Below are 20,608 nucleotides of genomic sequence, written 5' to 3' on the forward strand. Positions count from 1 at the left end.
CTTACCAGATATTAAATGCGGATGAAAGGACTTGAACCTTCACACCTTGCGGTACTAGAACCTAAATCTAGCGCGTCTGCCAATTCCGCCACATCCGCTTAACTTGCATTAGCAATCATAGCAAAAACTTGAGATTATTGAACACACTCAGGCAAAAGAATTCCAGACAGCCTAGCCTCCACTACGAAGATTGCCGAATCGGAAGGGAAATTAAGAACACCGTACCCTGACCTGGTGCTGAAATACACTCCAATCGCCCCCCGTGTTTTTCCACCACAATCTGGTAACTAATCGACAACCCTAAACCTGTACCCGAACCGACGGGTTTGGTTGTAAAGAACGGATCGAAAATCCTTCGCTGTACCTCTTGGGTCATCCCAGGCCCGTTGTCACTAATCAGAATCATTACCTCATTGCGCTCGGCTATAACCTCTGTGCAAATCCAAATCAACCCAGGATGACTTTTGAACAGCTCAGGCGAACACGGTGGGTTAACCTGTCCAAGCGCCTCGCAAGCGTTACGAGATGCGATCGCGTCTATGGCATTCGCCAGGATATTCATAAACACCTGATTGAGTTGCCCCGCATAGCACTGCACTTTGGGCAGATTGTTGTAGTCTTTAATAATTTGGATATCTGATTCTTCCGGTCGTTGGGCTTTCAGGCGATGAGCGAGAATCAACAGGCTATTATCAATCCCCTCGTGAATATCCACCCATTTCATCTCAGCTTCATCCACCCGTGAGAAGTTCCTCAAAGATAAGACAATCTGACGGATGCGATCGGCACCGCCCTTCATGGATGACACGATTTTGGGGAAATCCTCTTTCATGAAATCCAAATCAAGGTTCGCCGCTGCCGTTTCAATCACGGGTGCAGGACGGGGGCAATATTCCTGATAAAGTTGAATCAGATGGAGCAAATCTTCGGCATATTCACTCACGTAGGTGAGATTGCCATAGATAAAATTAACAGGATTATTAATTTCGTGCGCGATACCCGCGACTAATTGCCCTAAAGAAGACATTTTTTCGCTTTGCACCAATTGAGCCTGGGTTTGCTGGAGTTCATTCAATGCCTGTTTAAGCTGGGTTGCTTGCTCTTGAGCTGCTGCTGCGGTTGTGCGACTTTGATGCAAAAGTTCGGCCTGGTCAATAGCGATCGCCATTTGATCCGCCACTGCCTCTAGCAATTCTACTTCCTCCTGACGCCAAGGTCTTGAACCCGTTGAGTGACCACAGCTAACCACTCCAATTTCGCCGGATGTGGTGTGAATCGGCAATGCCAACATCGCCGTGTAGCCCAAACTGAAGAAAAACTTGCGCTCGGCGGGATCTGTTAAACTCCTGGCATTGTCCACACGAGTAATTTCCTTGTTAAACACCCGACGGGTCAAGGGGCCAAAGGTGCTAAGCGGAACACAGTGACCAATAACGCTGGGAAAGGCCGGACTCCTCGCTTCGGTCACGACCTCCCAAACGGGTTGAGTTTCATGCGCTCTGTACCACAAAAAGAAACAACGGTCAATCTTTAATAAGTTTTGAATTTCATGCACCGCTGTTTCTAGAATGGTGTTGAGGTCGAGAGAACGACGAATCTGACTTGCCAATTGGTTCAGCAAAGCCTCCCTCTGAGCTATGGCTCGAAATCTAGCTTCCGATTGCCGCAACTCCTCTTCTGAAAGCTGATGTTCCAACAATGCTCCCACCCACTGCGCCATCAGCTTCAACAGTGCCTTATCTCCGGCTGTAAAAGGGTGTTGGTGTGCGTGGAGACTAAAAAAGCTTAAGCTGCCGTATATTTGACCCGCTACCACCACGGACATACCAAGATAGGCTTCCACTGGGCGAGAGGTATAGGCAGGGAGATGACGCCAGGAAGAAGTTCCAGCCGATGCAAACGCAATTGGTTCTTTCGTGCCCAACGTTACGCTGCAATACGTCTGCTCTAGATTCCAGATCGTTCCTTTGGTAATGGGAAAGCTAGATTTGGGCGCAACTTGAGCGGCAATGACTTCATAGACATTGTTTTTCACCCGACCTAAAGCCCCTATTTCCAGTCCAAATCGGCGGCGTCCCAGAGCTAACAAGCCTTGCAGGCGTTGCTCAAAGCTGAGTTTTCGAGCTGTGCTGACTTTATAGATCGCTCGCAGGGTTTCTTCCGTGCGTTTGCGTTCCTTAATTTCGTGTTTCAGCGCTTCGGCTTGCTCTTGGGCTTTAACAGTGGCAATTTGACTTTGATTTAAGAGTTCCGCTTGTTGAATGGCGATCGCCAATTGCTCGGCAACAGCTAAGGTGAGTTGCACCTCTGAGTCTTGCCAAGCGTAAGCATGATTTTCGACAAACAAGCTGAGACTTCCCCAGAGTTGGGAACCCAAATACAACGGCACCCATAACCCAGCACCGGGAAAAGTTGGAGAAAAGTGGCGGTTAATTTCATCCTCACACTGATTCGTGTGATCCATCAAAACCAGTTGTGATTGCTTCAATCGAGCAGCAATACAATTATCCTCATCCGGAATTTCTAAACCTAATGCGACGGGTAAATCAGAGGAGGCGCGATAATCAGCGACATTCAACCACAGCTTGCGGTCTGGCAAATATTGAACCACAAGCGCCCGATCTACGGGCAAGAGTTTGCCAATTTCAGCAACAGCGGTGAAAAAAATCGTCTCTAAATCGAGAGAGTTGCGGATAGATTGGACAAGCTGATGTAGCGCCTGCTCTCTGAGAAGGCGTTGTTGCAGCGCTTTTTCTGCCTGCTTGGCTGGTGTAATGTCGTGAGTTACACCGAGCAAAAACCGGATTGTCCCATCTTGGGCGAACTCTGGGATAATACGGGTTTGATAAGATTTAAGACCACTGGCGGTGGGAAAATCGAATTCAATCATCCCTTCCTGCCCGGTTGCCAATACCTCCAACAAGACCTTGTTCCAACCCGCCACGAGTTCCTGTGGCATACCCAATTCCTGATTAGTTTTGCCAATAAATGTCTGTCTCGGTATTCCCGTGCTGCGTTCCACGGCTGGATTGACGTACAGATGGCGTAATTGGGGGTCAAACCGCACAATCAAGTCTGGTGAATGTTCCACCAAGGCTCTAAATTCTTGTTCACGCAGATGTAACAGTTCTTCAGCTTGCTTTCGTTCGGTGATGTCTGTGGAAATCACCATTGCTGCGATAACTTCTCCCTCCTGTTGAATTGGGCCAACACGGCTGGCATACCAGGACGTTGTACCATAGGCTCCCGATCCCTGTGTTTCGTAGTAAACCGCTTCCCCGGTTTGGAAAACTCGCTCAAAGGATTGTTTTAATAACGGTTTACTTTCGTCGGGTATGTAATCATACACACTGCTACCAATGGCCTGTTCTAATGTAAAACCGGGTACAGTGCGATTTATATACAGGATTTTACCGGTGCGATCGCAGGTGAAAATCAGGTCGGGAGCATTTTTTACCAGGGAGCGCCACCGTTCTTCGGATTCACGCAGGGCTTTTTCGGTGCGTTGGCGCTCATTAATTTCTTGCTGAAGTTGTTCTAAGGTTTTTGTGAGTTTAGCAGTACGCTGTGCAACTAATTCTTCCAGGTGTTCCTGATATTGAGCCTGGGATAGAGCAATGCTAACTTGGTCAGCCAGTTGCTGCAAAAGTTCAATTTCACCCCTTAACCACTGCCTGGGATGAGCGCACTGATGGGCTACCAACAAACCCCAAAGTTTTTCCTTGAGAAGAATCGGTACCACTAATTTGGACTTCACCTCAAATTGTTGGAGAAATTCCACCATGCAAGGAGATATCTCAGCGTCTTCTACATTTTTAATCGCCAGAATACGTCCAGAGGCATAGAGCTGATGGTACTCTTGGGGAAAAACTTCGGCTTCAAATACTTGTCCCAGAACCGTTGACCAACCGGGCACAATCGCTTCTGTGACTCCGCTTCCGGTTCCATCGGGCCAAAGCCGATAGATTAAAACTCGATCCGCCTCCAGCAACTCTCGCACTTCTGTAACTGTGGTTTGCAGAATGTCCTCTAACTGTAAAGACTGGCGAATTTTAAGAGTGATTTTAGCCAGTAACTGTGTCCACTGGTCTTGTTGAGCTGGCTGTTTGCTCCAGGAATTGGCTTGATTTAAATTAGTCGAAATAAGCTCTTGTTTTTTTTTCAATGTCCATTCATTATCTGTGTTGTCCGACATTGATTCCGTCATGTGAGCTAAGCTGTGATTGAGGTCTGAGTTGCAGCTCTGCATCGATTTTTCGGCTCCAATTTGATTGGTATTGCCAATTTCGGGACAATAAAATACTCTCCTCACAATCAAGGGATAGTTTAGAGAGTTGAAAATTATTGGAGTTAAATCAAGATAAATATTTTCTTGAAAACTAATCCCTTAGGGTAAACGCGATAGCATCTTTAAAAAAATATAAAACTCTATAAACTCATCTCTTGTGAAAAAAAACACAATCGTGTTCAATCTATCCTGTAGATGCTTGGGCTTCTTGCCGGGGTGATGGAAGAGGAAAATTTTTATCGCCTAACAATAACCCTCTTGAGTTAGAAGTCTATATATAATTCTTGCCATATTTGGCAACAAATGTAAGTCTATTTAAGAAGTATTTACACAATCTTATTGCAACTTTACTTACGGGGATGTTTTGGATACTGTTATTCCATTCATTCTCGTCTTGTAAGTACTGCAAACTTTTCTAGAGACTCCTCTAGGTATGGTTTTAGAGAAATTTTGCCAAAGCTGCACACCTGTAGAGGAGCCTCATGAAGGCTTTATGTATTATTCAATACATCATAACTTAATGATGATTTAGTGGCAGCGTCACCGTAAAGGTTGTGCCAACGCTTCCTTCACTAGCTACAAAAATCTCGCCTCCCTGTAATTCCACACACTGTTTAACGACGAATAAACCTAAACTACTGGCGGCAAGGGTGCCGAGGGAATTGCCTCGGTGCAATACCTTAAACAGCAATTCTTGGTCTTCAGGAGATATACCTGATCCAGAATCTTGAATGTGAAAAACGACCTGTTGTTCTTGACAAATCAACTCCATCTTAACCTCGCTGCCTTCAGGCGAAGACTTAATCGCGTTGAGCAGTAAATTGGTGAGTAGGTGCCGCAGTAGTTTTTTGTCCATACACACATCAACATCAAGACATTCACTATTAAAGCTCAGTTGATGTAAGAAACCTGCACCCTGCTGTACATCTTCGGTCAACTCACGGCAGAACTCGGTTAGATTGAGCAAAGCGGGGTTTAAGCTCAGTTCTTTCGCTTCTAACTTCTTAATCAACAACAAGTTATGCAAAAGCTGATTGATCCGTCTAACATTTGCTTGAATCAGTTGCAGATAGTAGAGTAGTTTTTCATCAGCTTCTGGATGAGCGTTCGTTTCAATTAACTTCGTGCAAGCGAAAATATTGTTGAGTGGATTCCGCAGTTCCCGCACCACAACCGAGACAAAATAAGAAAAGTGAGATTGAAGAGTACTCAATTCGTCTTCTTTGGCTAAGGCTTCACTCATCGCGACGGCGGCAAGTTTTTGCTCAGTGATATCTCTAACGGTGACGACGACGGCCTCCGGTTTATTGTTGATGTCACTAATCGGCGTCATGGTATATTCATAATCCCGGATGCCGTCTACGGTCGGAAAACTGGCTTCATCTGCGATCGCTTGTCCCGTTGCGAAGACGGTGGCGCGTTGAGCATCCAAGCGTTCCATCACCTCTGCGGGTAAATCGAGCTGTTGCCAGGTTTTACTGATAAAATCGCTTTGAGTCAAACCCAAGGCATGTGCTGCGGCTCGATTCACATAGATGTATTTGCCGGTGCGATCGCAGACAAAGAAGAATTCAGACGTACTCGAAAGAATATCATTCAAGATTTTCCCTAGCTGTTCCAGCAAGGGTGCCAGTTGTTGATTGGGAGTTTCCAGCAACTGGTTTAAGCTATTTTTCTGCTCTTGAAGGGTAATTTCTAACTTCTTGGTCGCCTGCTGCTGTTTAATGGCTTCCTGGTGTTCAATGGCATGTTGCTGCGCGGCTTTGAGCTGACGCAGGGCTGTAATGTCTTCTAGGATACAGGTTGCCAAGGTGGGTTCAGACTGAGTCCCCCGGACGAGAGAAAAGGTCAGGCGTCCCCATTGCATAGAGCTATCATGATTCGAGAGACGCTTTTCTAGCTGGTAAGAGCGGCGTCGTCCTGCCATCAATTGGTGAAACATGGCAGACTCCATACCGGGTTCATCCAAGTTCAGCAACATGGGGAAACGAGACTGCAACTCTTGGGCGCTATACCCTAAGGCTTCTTGAAGTGCCCGGTTGCTTTTGAGGATGCGACCCTGGTGATCGAGAAGTGCGATGCCAACCGCCGAGTTTTCAAACATAGCACGAAACAGGCGATCGCTCTGAGTTTGGGCAGACTCCTTCTTGGGGGATGTCAAGTCTTGCATCTGCCAGCGCAACCCCACCACCTCCCCTTGGGAATTCTTGAACGGTGCCACAGTCAACGACACCCTAAAGGAGGCACCACGCCAACGCTGAAGCTGAACTTGCCAATTTTTAATCGACTCGCCCTTTTGCAACTGACGTAACTGGGAGTAGAAGTCACGACGTTCTTCAGGAGCTACAAACACCACTAAAGGTTTACCGACCAGACGTTCTGTGGGAACATTGAGCAACTGTGCTGCTGTCTGATTGACTTCGAGCAGGGAAGATTCTTTATCCGTTACCAGGTAGCCATCTGGGGCAAATTCAAACAGTTCTTGGTAGTGCTGACGCTGTTGCTCAGTGGTATTACGGCTTTCGGCTAACGCTTCATTTTGTTGGCGCAGTTGCTCGGCAGCCACTTGTAACTCTTGCAGAGAAAGCGAGAGTTCCTCCAAACTTTGGGTGAGGTGTGCTTGCGGCTTTTCAGGAACGTCATCCGCGTCCTGCCATACCTGAGTGGATGGCTTTGGCAGTTCGTCCACCTGTCGCCACAGTGCTTCTAAGCGCTGGAGGGATAGCGCGAGTTGTTGGTCAAAAATTTCGTAAGTCATAGCGATATCTGCGCCTCATCCTTTTGTCCTGACGGTGAACTTCTGCGGACTGGACAGTTCTGCTTGTTTCCAGGCTTATCCTGAACGGAATCGTTGCCAGCAGAGGGTTTGAAAATTCGTATCATAGCAAAAACAAATCGCTGAATCAGAGTTCTTCCAGCAACCTGAAAAAAGTCTCCCTTTTCACCGCCCAACTCCAGTCAACGCAGTAGTAGGGAGACAAGTCTAAGCCCCGACTTTAACGCAGTAGCCGGGGTATTTGACAGAGTCAGCGATCGCATCTACTTTTACACGAATTTAGGAGTGACGTGGCGATATCCCCCACCCCTCACCCCCCTCAGAGTATGGGAGCTGGGGAGCTGGGCCAGAGCTTTAGTGAGGACAGGGGAGTATTAGATATAAACTTTCCTTACCCTTGTTTAAAGCTTGCACATTTGGGATGCTCCCCAGAGTGTTGCTTGAGTTATGGCTGTCACGCTTTCAGCAATGACTCACCCCCATCAATCCACATTTCCGTCCCCGTAATATGGCCCGAAGCCTCTGATGCCAAAAATAACACGAGCTGAGCCACCTGCTCAGAGGAGCCTGGTTTGCCATCTGTCAGGGGAATCTTACCCTCAGGAAACTCAACGGGTTCCTGAATCTCCTCTAAATCTCGTCGCTCCGTATTTTCATCAATATTCGTGGTAATGGCTCCTGGACAAATCACATTGACACGGATACGGTGCTTGGCAAGTTCTAATGCCACCATCTTGGTAAAGGCAACTTGAGCGGCTTTTGTGCAGGAGTAGGCGGTAGCCCCCGTATTGCTAAAGATGCGTGTGCCATTCACGGAGGAGGTGATAATCACGGAACCACCTTGTTTTTTCAGGTAAGGCACGGCATACTTAACCGTCAAGAAGGTGCCGGTGAGATTGACATTAATCGTTTTATTCCATTCCTGGGGTTCCAACTCCTCAATCGGTGCCCAAACACCATTGATCCCAGCATTGGCGAAAACGATATCGAGACGCCCCCATTGATTAATTATTTTTTGCACCGCTTGTTGCATCTCATCGGGTTGAGAAATATCGGCACCGACGGGTATGGCTTCACCGCCAGAATTCTGGATTTGAGCAACGGTTTCTTGAAGTTCGTCCTCGGTTCGTCCTAATACAGCGATTTTCGCCCCTTCTTTTGCCAGCAGTAGGGAAGTCGCCTTCCCGATACCGGAACCGGCACCTGTAATTAATGCGACTTTCCCTGTGAGTTGCATGACTGATTCTCCCTTAATTCCCTAACCTAATTTGATGGTTCAACAAAGGGAGAGGGATGATCATCCCTCTTGTGAGGGAAGTCTGAACAAGTTAGCTTTCATCATCCACATTCCTCGTGCTGCGGACATAACCGCCTTGGGCAATTTCCCATGCACCTCCGGCGTTTCCTGTCAAGTTACAATCTTCAACGGTGGCTTCACCTTTGTTGTACACAGCGATCGCTTTCCCGCCGTTTTGATTAATTTGACAACGCCGGATAATTAATTTGGCACCTTGTCCAATCCCTACCCCAGAACTGCCATTTTCAAAGATATTGCAGTCTTCCACCGTGCCCCTGGCATTATTGGAAACCCAAATTCCATTCCATTTTCCTTTATAGATGTGGCAGCGACGGATGACGGGGTTCGCTGTCGGGCCACCAATCGCCACCACGCTATAGTTGGAGTTGGCTGTAATATTACAGTCTTCGAGGATGAGTTGCCCTTGGGAAATATCTACGGTATAGTGCCTGCCTAGCTCGCTCAGGGTTAAGCCACGGACCAAGGCAGATTCGGTTTGCATCCGTAGGCAATTCGAGTCTTCACTCTCGATAATGATTTCCTCTAGTTCCCCATCACCAATAATTTCTAGGGTCTTGTCGATAATTAGGCTTTCTTGGTATAACCCTGGACGGATGAAAATGCGATCGCCCTCTTTAGCATTGCGGATGGCCTCACGAATGGTACGATAATCTCCCTGACCCTGTTGAGACACAATCCAACCTTCATTCCTGGAAACGGTTACGTCCGACGGAGAGATGTCTATCGGCTGTGGCACTTCAACGGGCTGAGGCTGGTTGGACGCAGGCTCTGAGGTAAGAGTTTCTAAGGGGTTTTGGAGTTGGGACTGTTGAGAGCGCAGTTGCTCCCGCTCTTGACTCACTTGGGCTAATTGGCGTTGCAACTGAGAAAGTTGGGAGTGCAGTTGAGTGCGTTCCTGCTGGAGGGTGAGCAGTTGGTTTTGCACTTCGGTGAATTCGGACTGTAGTGGTGTACGTTCTTGTTGGACGCTGTCGATTTGCTGGCGCAGTTCGGACAGTTGGGAGTGCAGATACTCTCGTTCCTGAGTCAAGGTTTCCAATTGACTTTGGAGTTGGGGCAGTTGAAAGTTCAGGTACTCACTCGCTTGCTGAGTCTGCTCAAATTGGCTTTGTAATTGAGGTAGTTGCAAGTCCAGTTGACTGCGCTCCTGCTGGACATTGAGCCATTGGTTTTGCAGTTCGGCGAACTCCGAGTGTAAGGGTGTAGGCTCTGAAGTGAGGCTGTGGATTTGCTGACGCAATTGAGACAGTTGAGAGGATAGGTATTCACGCTCCTGAGTTAGGGTTTCCAGTTGGCTTTGCAGTTCCAACAGTTGGAAATTGAGATACTCGCGCTCTTGGTTGCTCGTTTCTAATTCCTGTTGCAATTGGGGAAGTTGTAAGTCGAGTTGACTGCGTTCTTGTTGAACATTGAGCAACTGGTTTTGCAGTTCGGCGAACTCAGAGTGTAGCGGCGCAGGTTCTGAAGTGAGGCTGTGGATTTGCTGACGCAATTGAGATAATTGGGAGGATAGGTATTCACGTTCCTGAGTTAGGGTTTCCAGTTGGCTTTGCAGTTCCAACAGTTGGAAATTGAGGTACTCACGAACTTGGTTGCTCGTTTCTAATTCCTGTTGCAGTTGGGGAAGTTGTAAGTCCAGTTGGCTGCGCTCTTGTTGGACATTGAGCCATTGGTTTTGCAGTTCGGCGAACTCCGAATGTAGGGGTACACTCTCCTGCTGAACGCCGTCTATTTGCTGGCGCAGTTGTGAGAGTTGCCCATGCAATTGCTCTCGTTCCTGAGTTATGGTTTCCAGTTGGTTTTGCAGTTCTAAGAATTGGAAGTTTAGATCCTCGCGTTCTTGAGTGGTTGCCTCTAACTGAGTTTGCAGTTGGGGAAGTTGAGAGGACAGTTGGCTGCGTTCTTGCTGAATCGTGAGAAACTGGTTTTGTAGTTCGGCGAACTCCGAGTGTAGGGGTACACTCTCCTGCTGAATGCCGTCCATTTGCTGGCGCAGTTGCGAGAGTTGCCCATGCAATTGCTCTCGTTCCTGAGTTAGGGTTTCTAGTTGGTTTTGCAGTTCTAATAGTTGGAAGCTTAGATCCTCGCGTTCTTGAGTGGTTGCCTCTAAGTCAGTTTGCAGTTGGGGAAGTTGAGAGGACAGTTGGCTGCGTTCCTGCTGAATCGTGAGAAACTGGTTTTGCAGTTCTGCTACTTGGGAATTGAGTTGCAGACGCTCCCCATCTTGGGTGTCTACATGGGTTTGGAGTTCTGAGACTTGAGAGTGAAGCTGGGAGTAATTCTGTTGGATAGTTTCTATTTGAGTCGGTAGCGTTGTGAGTTCAGCAGGGAGTGCAGTACGTTCCTGCTGTAATTGCCTATCTATGGCATCTAAGCGTGTTTCAAACTGTAATAACGCATTTTTGGCACGCTCATGGCTGATGCGGTTACGTGTGTTTGTCTGCTTGTTCAACCAAATTGCGATGGAACCTACGATCAAGCCGATCAAGCCTATGATTAAAATTAAATTGTCCATTGGCTATATTTGGTGTATGTAAATAATGGTTAGTGTGCCCCTGTCAACTCATCCAGGCTGGAGTGTGACTCTCTAAAAAATCATAAGTCTGATTGAGTCTCTCTTGAAGCCAAATCAAAACAGTTTTTATGAAAGAAAGTGCTGATGTTGTTCCTCAATAGAGCGATCGCTCATAGAGAGTAGTAAGATATATAAGGCTTGAAGCAAGTTAGATGTACATCTAAACAACACCGCCATCAAGGGGCAAGCCAAAAAATTTGAGGACTCTGGTAATGTCATTTCATGAACAGAACATCGCCGCCTTTATTGAGGTCTTGAAAACGAAGCGATCGCTCTTTTCTCCTCAAGATTGGGCTATCCTGGATAAGCTTGCCGCTTCTCTGCCTGAGGATGAAGAGAAGATATCAGAAATCATTGCCACTTGGTACGAAAAACGCCCCAAAATTCTCGACGCTCAGTTAGATATCCTCAACACGCTGCTGAATAATGAATTAAACGTGAATCGCTTCGGCAGCACCTTAACTAGTGGCAATGCCGAAGCAGATATAGATTACCGAGCTGAACTGATTAATGCCATTAAAACCAGTGGAAAATCTATGTAGGGGCAAGACATGCCTTGCCCTGAAAATTACTCACTACATCTCGACTTTCACACCTTTCCAGAACGCGATATAGCCTTCAATATTCTTTGCCCTGTCTTTCGCTGTTGGATAGTACCAAGCCGCATCTTTGTTAACCTGTCCGTCTACTTCAATGCTGTAGTAGCTAGCCACGCCCTTCCACGGGCAGGTGGTATGGGTATTGCTTTCCTTAAAGTACTCCTTTTTGATGGCGTCCGGGGGGAAGTACTGGTTGTTTTCCACCACTACGCACTTGTCACTCTCGGCGAGAACCGCACCATTCCAGATTGCTTTGGGCATTGTTACTTAACTTAATAAACCTTCTGCTTACTATTATGACCGACTTCATCGTCAGGCAGGGGACAGAAAGATGGAGAGCCGTTTATGGATAAAATTTTGATTTTGCCATCCTCTCATTGTGTCCTCCCACTACCCAATTTTTGTAATGACTAGACTAACGTCTAGCTAACGCCCAATCTGTTCACCATGAAGTACCTTTAGGTTGAGGACAAAAATCTAGCAGTAGAGTAAGGTACGTCAATGTTGTAATGCTCTCTAATCACATTCATAACAACCGGAGAGATTGTGAAGAATGTTTGACTCCTTTCTCTAATTTTCTCCAAGATTGAGCGTCGCTCCAGAGAGTTTAAAGCATTGATTAGTTTAGAATCAGAACCCAAGTGAATATCATGTCGTAATTGTTCTCGCACAACGGGTGTACGACTCCTTGCTAGATAACTGATAATCTGCATTTCAGAGTCATCTAGGCGATTCAACTGTTCAATCACTTTTGTTTGAAAAGGTTCGGGAACAATGACCTGCCTCCAAGTTAAAAAATCAGATATTTTATTGTCAAACAAATCATCGATTGTTTTGGTCACTATATGTAATGCCAAGGGATTTGCTTGGTATAAATTAATAAGATTTTCTAGTTCTTTGATATTTCCCGTTAAACCATTTTTAGTTAATATTTTTTGGGCTTCTTTTGGCAGCAATCCATTAATTTTCAAGGAACCAATGTAAGGGGATTCTTGTTCCAGTAGCTCCATTTGCATCGGTTTTTCACGACTATTAAATACCAGGCAACTTTGATGCCGCTCTCGTCCCACCTGTGCCAGTAGATCGCTATAACCTTCATATCCCTCACGATACTGTCCCGCGTGAGTATAACTTCGCATCAGTATCTGGGCATCATCAAACACGACCAAGCAGCGATGCTGGTGTAAACACTCTGTAAAGCGAGAAATTAAAACTTTGGTGTCTTCTTGTAAGCTGCATTGTTGCTGGTTAGACAGAAATTGGATGAGTTGGATCAGAAGATGATTAAGTGGTGGAGCATGGCGTAGCGATCGCCAGATTATATACTTAAACTCACCCTGAATTTCTTGAGCTAATTTCACAGCTAGAGTTGTCTTACCAATTCCTGCCTGACCCAAGATTGCCACTAGTCGGCACTGCTGTTGCGTAATCCATTGCTTGAGGGTTTGCAGTTCACTCGTGCGTCCGTAGAAAACAGAGAGTTCCGGTGCATCGCCCCAGTCTTGATGAGGTTTGAGAGTTTTGTATCCTGCTGCTTCCAGCCAAATAGAAATATCTCTCCAGTTTTTGAGCGAGTTTGACTCCCTCCCCGTTAGTATTTCAACGTATCGATATAACCCTTTAGTGAGTTCTACGCAGATTGAGCCAGAGTTCCAATGGAGAGCAGTAGCTATCTCTTTGGGAGAGTAATTACACAACAATCCTCGCAAAATGGCTTTTTCAACAGATGTTAGTTCAATCTTTTTTTCTCTGCCTGTTGATTTTTGATTGGCTAAATCTGAATATAATTCTTCTAAATTCCATAATTTATTGACGTTGACAAACAGTTCGCATTCAATGTTTTTTCTATTATGTCTCATCATCAAAATCTCTAGAGAGCCTTGTTAAAGATAGACGAGAGCAGATACGCCCTAAAAATATAAATTTCAGCTTTGCACAGAGAAGCTACAACTTATCGAAGAAATCTAATCGAATGTGTTAAATACAACAATTAATCGCTCTCTGCTTATTTTTTCTAACTAAGACCTTAATCTTGAGTTATCAAGTCAAGGAGAGAAAATTACGGAATATTTTATAAAAGTTCATATTTGAGCGTTTACCTAATACAACAACCTAATGAACTGCTAACGCTCCTTAGGTGTTTTCCTGCTAGGCGATAGCTAGTCTTGTGCCATAAGACGAAGCAATGTTAACCAAAGGCTCTTTATGGCAACAATTAACGGGACCAATTTCAACGATAACAATACATTCAACGGCATTCCCTTTATCTTTCGCCCTGCCCTGAATGGCGTCGTTGATCTCTCTTTCATCTTTCCTGGTATCATCATCGATCTTCCTGATACCATCAATGGACTGGATGGTAATGACATTCTCAACGCTCTTAACACCAACGATACGCTTAATGGTGGCGCTGGCAATGACACTCTGTTCGGTAATGCAGGCAATGACAGCCTTGATGGAGGTGCTGGCAACGACTCCTTAGATGGAGGTACTGGCAATGACACTCTCCTAGGTCAAGGGGGTGCCGATACTCTGATTGGTGGCAGTGGCGATGATTTACTCGACTCCGACACGCTGGGAAGTGTGGATACGATTGGCGATCTTTTGGATGGCGGTGCGGGTAATGACACCCTTCGGGGAGAAAACGGTAACGATACCTTAGAAGGTGGAACCGACGATGATTCCTTGAATGGTGGTGCGGGGAATGACAGCCTTGATGGAGGTAGTGGCGATGACTCCTTAGATGGAGGTACTGGCAATGACACTCTCCTAGGTCAAGGGGGTGCCGATACTCTGATTGGTGGCAGTGGCGATGATTTACTCGACTCCGACACGCTGGGAAGTGTAGATACAATTGGCGATCTTTTGGATGGTGGTGCGGGTAATGACACCCTCCGGGGAGAAAACGGTAACGATACCTTAGAAGGTGGAACCGGCAATGATTCCTTGAATGGTGGTGCGGGGAATGACAGCCTTGATGGTGGTAGTGGCGATGACTCCTTAGATGGAGGTGCGGGTAATGACACTCTCCTAGGTCAAGGGGGTGCCGATACTCTGATTGGTGGCAGTGGCAATGATTTCCTAAACTCAGATACTCTGGGAGCAGTGGATACGATTGGCGATCTCCTCGATGGGGGTGATGGAAATGATACCCTCCAAGGAGAAGCCGGTAACGACACCTTACTCGGTGGCATTGGAAACGATAGCCTGACGGGTGATGATTCGTCTATCGATTTTGGCAACGATAGCCTATCCGGTGGTGATGGCGATGACACCTTGAATGGCGGTGCGGGTAACGACACCCTCATAGGGGGTAGCGGTAATGACATTCTTGTGGGAGGTGCTGGTCGGGACACGATGAGTGACGGGGACGGGGATGATATCTACCGCTTCTTCAGTACTTCAGAAAGTGCTGTGGGTGCTCAAAGAGATGTCATCCTCGACTTCAATGGGGGATTTGACCTGCTCGATCTCTCGTCCATCGATGCTGATTTGAACATTGCAGGTAACCAAGCTTTCACCTTTATCGGAACCAACAACTTCAGTGGAACCGGTGGTGAAGTCCGCTTTTTCACCAGTGGTACCAACCTGATTTTGCAAGCGGAAATCAATGGTGATGGTAACATCGTTGCCGACATGGAGATTCAGCTCAATGGATTGGCGTCTATTGCTGCGGCTGACATCATTTTGTAGCAGAGCGATAGAGTAGGATTGTCTGGAAAATAACCGTTGTCGTATGAGTACATCGGTGCATATCGGGATGAAAAGTGGAGTTACTAGCTCACTTGCAGTAAATCAAAAGCTTTTGATCGATTAGTTTGTGAAATGCGATCGCCTCAATTAACACCGGGCGATCGCATTTTTCGTTACACGGCTTGCCCAAATACCCGATCCGTCCTGGATGCAAGCAGACTGTATTCATCTGCGGTTGGTACAATAATCGCATCATCAGCGCAAAACCAATCAATCATGTACCAGTTGCAATCCCTGGAGGAAGCACTCAAACACTTCTTTGGTTATGATGCCTTTCGCCCAGGACAAAGACAGATTGTTGAAGAAGCGCTCGCGCAACGGGATTTACTGGTTATCATGCCCACAGGGGGCGGGAAGTCTCTGTGTTTCCAACTGCCCGCACTGCTAAAACCGGGTTTAACGGTAGTGGTATCCCCCTTGATTGCTCTAATGCAAGACCAAGTGGATGCCCTTGTGGATAATGGGATTGGGGCTACATTCCTCAATAGTACGCTGAGTTGGGACGATGTGCGATCGCGCGAACTCGCCATCCTCAACGGCAAAATCAAGTTGCTTTACGTCGCACCGGAACGCTTACTGGGGGAGAAATTTCTGCCCTTTCTGGAGAAAGTGCGGGCACAAATCGGCATTTCCGCCTTTGCCATTGATGAAGCCCACTGCGTTTCAGAATGGGGGCACGACTTCCGCCCAGAATATCGGCAGATGAAACAACTGCGCCAACGTTATCCCGATATCCCCATTCTCGCCCTCACCGCCACTGCCACCAAACGTGTGCAACAGGATATCCTGGAACAACTGACGTTGCGGCAACCGGGAATCCATATTGCCAGCTTCAACCGTCCCAACCTCTACTACGAAGTTCAACCCAAAGAACGCCACAGCTACAACCAACTCTTAAAAAAAATTAAATCCCATAAAGGCTCAGGCATTGTTTACTGTTTAAGTCGTCGTGCGGTGGATGAAGTCGCTTTTCGTCTCCAGAAAGATGGGATTGATGCATTACCCTACCATGCCGGGATGAGTGATGAAGCTAGGGCAACCAATCAAACGCGCTTCATTCGAGATGATGTGCAGGTGATGGTAGCTACTATTGCGTTTGGGATGGGTATTAACAAGCCCGATGTCCGCTTCGTCATCCATTACGACTTACCCCACAATTTAGAGCGATACTATCAGGAATCAGGACGAGCGGGACGCGATGGGGAACCTGCACATTGTACCCTCTTCTTCGGTGCTGGTAATATCCGCACCATTGATTATCTCATCGAGCAAAAACCCGATCCCAAAGAACAACGAGTTGCGCGTCAGCAGTTGCGTCAGGTAATTGATTACGCGGAAGGAACCGACTGTCGCCGCACCATTCAACTCCGTTATTTTGGCGAACGATTTAAAGGGAATTGTGGAAACTGTGATAATTGCCGTAACCCCAAACCTGTAGAAGATTGGACGATTGAAGCACAAAAGTTTCTGTCTTGCGTAGCGCGTTGCAAAGAACGTTTCGGCATGGCACATATTATTGATGTGCTCAGGGGTTCCAGAAAGCAGAAGATTGAGCAGTATGGGCATCATTTGCTCTCTACCTATGGGATTGGTAAGGATAGAAGTGCTGATGATTGGAAGATGTTGGGGCGATCGCTTTTACATCAAGGATTACTCGATGAAACGACCGATGGTTACCGTATTCTAAAGCTCAATAAATTGAGTTGGGAAGTCCTGCGAAGTCAGCGAACGGTTGAAATTGCTATTACTCAGACTGCGGTTGCTAAAGCGTTAGCAGAGATTAATCCTAGAAGCGCTGAAGCCGAAATGTTGTTGGAACGCCTACGAAAGTTACGCAAACAAATAGCTGATGCCCACTCAGTTGCCCCTTATGTTGTTTTTGCAGATTCTAGTTTGAGATTGATGGCGCAGCAGCAACCCCAAACCCTGGAAGCGTTTGCCAAAATTTCCGGGGTTGTGACGAATAAAGTTAATCAATATGGGGATAAATTTGTTTCAGAAATTCGGGCATTTTGTCAAGAGCAAAAATTACCGATTCCTTTGCCTGCTAATACTCACATGGTGACGCTGCAATACTATCAGCAAGGGTTGAGTGTTGAAGAAATTGCTCAAAAACGCGGTTTTACTCCTCGGACAATTGTGACTCATTTGAGTGAGTTACTGGAAATGAAACAGCCAGTGGATTTAAACCGATTGGTGGTTCCGGAACGGCAAAAAATTATACTTCAAGGGATTCAAGTGGTAGGTGAGAGTTCGCTGAAAACTCTTCGGGAACATGTGGGTGAGGAATATAGTTATGAGGAAATTCAACTGGTGCGAGCTTGGTGGCGAAAAGAAAAGAGTTGATAGTTATTTTCATGATGCAAGAACGATCGCTCAGATTGAATTCTCCTATGGCGAAGATGTCAGAGAAATTATTTTTTTAATAAACTCGTCTTGTTTATTGGATTCATTCGTGACAAGTGAAGGCAGAGAGATTTTGTCAATGTCAATATAGAGAATATACTTAACTGTTCAGTTAACGACAATGATAATCAAAGAAAGGGGGAAGGGGAGAGAAGCTAGTACGATTCCCTGCCTCCTTTCTGAGTATCCTGCCAACTGATTCAGAAAAGCTTCAATATGCTGAGATAAACTCAATGGCTAATAAAATCCTGACAATGAACTCGGTCGAACTTTTCACGGGAGCCGGGGGGTTGGCGATCGGTATATCAAATGCAGGCTTTCGTCATCAAGCTGCGATCGAACGGGACAAGGATGCCTGCTTGACAATTCGCTCTAATCAGCAGCGCGGTATCCAGGCTGTAGCTGACTGGCCTGTCTTCCAAGCCGATGTAAGTCAATTCGATTTTACGACGCTCCAAGTCAAAGGTGAAATCGACCTCCTAGCCGGAGGGCCACCCTGCCAGCCTTTCTCCCAAGGAGGCAAACACCAGGGGTGGGATGACTCGCGAGATATGTTCCCCCAGTTCTTCAGGGCTGTCCGAGAACTCAAGCCAAAGGCTATCCTGGTCGAGAATGTGAAAGGTCTGTTGCGTTCTTCTTTCAGCCAGTATTTTGAGTACATTATCCTGCAACTGACTTACCCGGAGATTGTGCAAAAGCCAGGTGAGGATTGGGTAGACCATCTATCAAGATTAGAACGGCATCATACTGTCGGTCGCCACGATGGACTGTCCTACCGCGTAGTCTTTCGCAATCTCAATGCAGCAGACTACGGCATTCCCCAAAAGCGCGATCGCGTTTTCATTGTAGGATTCCGTTCCGACTTAGGCGTAGAGTGGTCTTTCCCGGCACCAACCCATTCCCAGGAAGCAATGCTTTGGGAGCAATGGGTGACGGGTGATTACTGGGAACGGCATCAAGTTCCTCTCTGTGAGCGACCGGAAGTGCCGAGGAAACAATGCTCAAGCCTCTACAATCTCCAGTCCAGCTTGTTCCCACCCCTGACAAAGCCCTGGCGCACGGTGCGTGATGCCATTTGGGATTTACCAGTTCCAGGCAGTGAGGAAGGCTTTAGCAAGGTACTGAACCACGTTGTCATACCGGGAGCTAGAAAGTACCCCGGTCACACTGGTAGTCCCCTAGATGAACCCGCCAAAACGCTAAAGGCGGGAGTGCATGGTGTTCCTGGCGGGGAAAATATGCTGGCTTTCCACACGGGGGAGGTGCGTTATTTCACGGTGCGAGAAGCTGCCAGGTTGCAAACGTTTCCAGATGAATACTTTTTTCCTCACTGTTGGACGCAGACGATGCGACAGTTGGGAAATGCCGTTCCGGTCGCTTTGGCTGAGATGATTGCTTCTAGTATCAGAACGCATCTATTGAGAGTAAGGGCGATTCAGGTGTAGCTGCCGCTTGATAGAATCTACCCCATGCTAGAAATATTTAGAATCCCGCCCGATCTGTCAGAAAGTTTGATTGCTTTCTGTTCTAAACAAGATTGCTATAACCTTCAAGAACTCAATGCTTTAAAGGCAGACTTGAGCCAATATGTGGGGGTATATATCCTATATTACCGGGGCGACTTTTCCATGTACGAGCTAATTAAACAGGCGAACTTAAATTCTTGCTGTATGCCAATTTATGTAGGAAAAGCAGCTCCTAGCGGTCGTCGGACTGGGCGGACAACGATTGGTAGTACTTTGTACGGGCGTTTATCGGAGCATAAAAAATCAATTCAGGCTGTAGACAATCTTTCTGTTGAGGATTTCCAGTTCAAAGTGGCGGCAATGGACATCGATTTAGTTTCTTGGGGGGAAGCGGTTTTAATCCGCCACTTCAATCCGATTTGGAATTGGGAAATATCGGGATTTGGGATTCATGACCCCGGCAGTGGACGTGCTGGACAGAAACGTTCTGTATGGGATCAATTGCACCCAGGCCGTACTTTTGCAACCAAGTTTTCTGTAGCCAATAATTCGATTGATGTGAATCTTTTGGCGGTCAAAATTGCGGAACACTGTCAACGAATCAAAGAGAAATTGGGTTGTACTTGAGGAGTTGAAGACTGGTTACTTCAGAAATACTTTGTGGAAACAACCGCCCCTGTAATCCATAACTGACAAAAGCTAAATATTCATAAAATACCATCACAGCTTTTCTCCTAGGCGTTAGCTCTGACGGTAGGGGACTGGTACGGGGAATGACTTGAAACCCAAAATGACGAAAGGTAAGGAGCGATCGCAACATGTGAGGGGGGTCAGTTACAAGTAAAATTGTCCTAACTCCTTGAGGTTGGAGCACTGCTGCCGTAAATTCGGCATTTTCCTTCGTGGTGCGAGAACAATCTTCGTGAGCTAGCGCTTGATTGGGAATACCTGCTGCGGTGAATAGCTCAATGGTTTCAGAAGCGTCTCCCGCACCACTGGCAAAAATCAAAGGTGCTCGATGTTCTTGCCACAGTTTAGCCGCCACTTCTACTCTAGATGCTCTAAATGGATAACCACGTCCTAACACAACCATTGCATCCACCGTTTCACCAGAATCTTCAGGTAAAAAAGCAACTAATCCTTGACTGGCTAAAGTAACCGTTAATGAAGAAGTGGCTGTAAAATAAATTACCAATAAAATAATTCCTAAACCAGCGAATAAACGCTTCCAACGCCGTCGTGGAATCAGCCAAAGTAATCCTACCAGTATGACCAGTGGAACTAATATTAAGGTCGGTGTCATGAGCCACTGAGACAACAAATTCTTCAAGGTCAGCCACTGGGTCATAGAGTGGTCGCACCAAGCGGATTCAAGCATCGGATTTTACTGTTCATCATGAAGGTACACTCACCGCCATCTTAGGCTA

The 20,608-nt window shown here is 46.6% G+C and carries 13 protein-coding genes and 1 tRNA gene; 5 read left to right on the forward strand and 9 right to left on the reverse strand.

Annotated features, from left to right (window positions below):
* Window positions 1-16 precede the first annotated feature (16 nt).
* The 5 genes from MIC7113_RS08610 to MIC7113_RS33155 all read right to left on the reverse strand — a co-directional run bounded on the left by MIC7113_RS08610 (window position 17) and on the right by MIC7113_RS33155 (window position 10,897).
* Window positions 17-98: transfer RNA gene (locus MIC7113_RS08610), tRNA-Leu, on the reverse strand.
* 83 nt (window positions 99-181) lie between these two features.
* Window positions 182-4,312: a GAF domain-containing protein gene (locus MIC7113_RS33150; RefSeq protein WP_155897963.1), complete on the reverse strand. Its 4,131-nt coding sequence runs from the start codon at window positions 4,310-4,312 to the stop codon at window positions 182-184.
* 493 nt (window positions 4,313-4,805) lie between these two features.
* Window positions 4,806-7,046, reverse strand: a complete 2,241-nt coding sequence (locus MIC7113_RS08620; RefSeq protein ID WP_015181785.1) for a PAS domain S-box protein — start codon at window positions 7,044-7,046, stop codon at window positions 4,806-4,808.
* 472 nt (window positions 7,047-7,518) lie between these two features.
* Window positions 7,519-8,301 (reverse strand): SDR family oxidoreductase, encoded by a 783-nt coding sequence (locus MIC7113_RS08625; protein WP_015181786.1) that lies wholly within the window; start codon window positions 8,299-8,301, stop codon window positions 7,519-7,521.
* Window positions 8,302-8,392: 91 nt separating this feature from the next.
* Window positions 8,393-10,897 (reverse strand): right-handed parallel beta-helix repeat-containing protein, encoded by a 2,505-nt coding sequence (locus tag MIC7113_RS33155; RefSeq protein ID WP_015181787.1) that lies wholly within the window; start codon window positions 10,895-10,897, stop codon window positions 8,393-8,395.
* A 272-nt stretch (window positions 10,898-11,169) separates the two neighbouring features.
* On the opposite strand from MIC7113_RS33155, the gene MIC7113_RS08635 reads away from it, so the two are divergent.
* The gene (locus MIC7113_RS08635) at window positions 11,170-11,499 is read left to right on the forward strand and encodes a hypothetical protein (RefSeq protein WP_015181788.1); all 330 of its coding nucleotides are present in this window, start codon (window positions 11,170-11,172) and stop codon (window positions 11,497-11,499) included.
* Between the two features lie 33 nt (window positions 11,500-11,532).
* On the opposite strand, the gene MIC7113_RS08640 is transcribed toward MIC7113_RS08635, so the two are convergent.
* Together MIC7113_RS08640 and MIC7113_RS08645 are read right to left on the reverse strand one after the other, a co-directional pair.
* The gene (locus MIC7113_RS08640; protein ID WP_015181789.1) at window positions 11,533-11,817 is read right to left on the reverse strand and encodes a DUF427 domain-containing protein; all 285 of its coding nucleotides are present in this window, start codon (window positions 11,815-11,817) and stop codon (window positions 11,533-11,535) included.
* Between the two features lie 197 nt (window positions 11,818-12,014).
* Window positions 12,015-13,418, reverse strand: coding sequence for an NB-ARC domain-containing protein (locus MIC7113_RS08645; protein WP_015181790.1), 1,404 nt, complete (start codon window positions 13,416-13,418; stop codon window positions 12,015-12,017).
* Window positions 13,419-13,761: 343 nt separating this feature from the next.
* Here MIC7113_RS08645 and MIC7113_RS08650 point away from each other — a divergent pair, with 343 nt between their 5' ends.
* Window positions 13,762-15,249 carry a calcium-binding protein gene (locus MIC7113_RS08650; RefSeq protein WP_015181791.1) on the forward strand — a complete coding sequence of 496 codons (1,488 nt, stop codon included), beginning with the start codon at window positions 13,762-13,764 and terminating at the stop codon, window positions 15,247-15,249.
* A gap of 88 nt (window positions 15,250-15,337) precedes the next feature.
* Here the strand turns inward: MIC7113_RS08650 and MIC7113_RS36095 are convergent, their stop codons facing one another.
* Window positions 15,338-15,505: a hypothetical protein gene (locus MIC7113_RS36095; protein ID WP_155897964.1), complete on the reverse strand. Its 168-nt coding sequence runs from the start codon at window positions 15,503-15,505 to the stop codon at window positions 15,338-15,340.
* A gap of 20 nt (window positions 15,506-15,525) precedes the next feature.
* Here MIC7113_RS36095 and recQ point away from each other — a divergent pair, with 20 nt between their 5' ends.
* The 3 genes from recQ (at window position 15,526) to MIC7113_RS08665 (ending at window position 19,808) form a co-directional block, all read left to right on the forward strand.
* Window positions 15,526-17,655 (forward strand): DNA helicase RecQ, encoded by a 2,130-nt coding sequence (gene recQ, locus MIC7113_RS08655; RefSeq protein WP_041779953.1) that lies wholly within the window; start codon window positions 15,526-15,528, stop codon window positions 17,653-17,655.
* Window positions 17,656-17,948: 293 nt separating this feature from the next.
* Complete coding sequence (locus MIC7113_RS08660) at window positions 17,949-19,160, forward strand: DNA cytosine methyltransferase (protein ID WP_015181794.1); 1,212 nt, start codon at window positions 17,949-17,951, stop codon at window positions 19,158-19,160.
* Between the two features lie 24 nt (window positions 19,161-19,184).
* Window positions 19,185-19,808, forward strand: a complete 624-nt coding sequence (locus MIC7113_RS08665; protein WP_015181795.1) for an Eco29kI family restriction endonuclease — start codon at window positions 19,185-19,187, stop codon at window positions 19,806-19,808.
* Here MIC7113_RS08665 and MIC7113_RS08670 read toward each other — a convergent pair.
* Window positions 19,783-20,559 carry a YdcF family protein gene (locus tag MIC7113_RS08670; protein WP_155897965.1) on the reverse strand — a complete coding sequence of 259 codons (777 nt, stop codon included), beginning with the start codon at window positions 20,557-20,559 and terminating at the stop codon, window positions 19,783-19,785. The two genes, MIC7113_RS08665 and MIC7113_RS08670, sit on opposite strands and share 26 nt — an antisense overlap.
* Between the last annotated feature and the right edge of the window lie 49 nt (window positions 20,560-20,608).

Origin of the sequence: Allocoleopsis franciscana PCC 7113 (assembly GCF_000317515.1) — a bacterium.
GTDB classification, from domain to species: Bacteria; Cyanobacteriota; Cyanobacteriia; order Cyanobacteriales; family Coleofasciculaceae; genus Allocoleopsis; species Allocoleopsis franciscana.

Coding starts and splice junctions, on each gene's coding strand:
- MIC7113_RS08620 (WP_015181785.1), bottom strand. CDS start 7,046: ATGACTTACGAAATTTTTGACCAACAACTCGCGCTATCCCTCCAGCGC.
- MIC7113_RS08625 (WP_015181786.1), bottom strand. CDS start 8,301: ATGCAACTCACAGGGAAAGTCGCATTAATTACAGGTGCCGGTTCCGGT.
- MIC7113_RS33155 (WP_015181787.1), bottom strand. CDS start 10,897: ATGGACAATTTAATTTTAATCATAGGCTTGATCGGCTTGATCGTAGGT.
- MIC7113_RS08635 (WP_015181788.1), top strand. CDS start 11,170: ATGTCATTTCATGAACAGAACATCGCCGCCTTTATTGAGGTCTTGAAA.
- MIC7113_RS08640 (WP_015181789.1), bottom strand. CDS start 11,817: ATGCCCAAAGCAATCTGGAATGGTGCGGTTCTCGCCGAGAGTGACAAG.
- MIC7113_RS08645 (WP_015181790.1), bottom strand. CDS start 13,418: ATGATGAGACATAATAGAAAAAACATTGAATGCGAACTGTTTGTCAAC.
- MIC7113_RS08650 (WP_015181791.1), top strand. CDS start 13,762: ATGGCAACAATTAACGGGACCAATTTCAACGATAACAATACATTCAAC.
- MIC7113_RS36095 (WP_155897964.1), bottom strand. CDS start 15,505: ATGATGCGATTATTGTACCAACCGCAGATGAATACAGTCTGCTTGCAT.
- recQ (WP_041779953.1), top strand. CDS start 15,526: ATGTACCAGTTGCAATCCCTGGAGGAAGCACTCAAACACTTCTTTGGT.
- MIC7113_RS08660 (WP_015181794.1), top strand. CDS start 17,949: ATGGCTAATAAAATCCTGACAATGAACTCGGTCGAACTTTTCACGGGA.
- MIC7113_RS08665 (WP_015181795.1), top strand. CDS start 19,185: ATGCTAGAAATATTTAGAATCCCGCCCGATCTGTCAGAAAGTTTGATT.
- MIC7113_RS08670 (WP_155897965.1), bottom strand. CDS start 20,559: ATGCTTGAATCCGCTTGGTGCGACCACTCTATGACCCAGTGGCTGACC.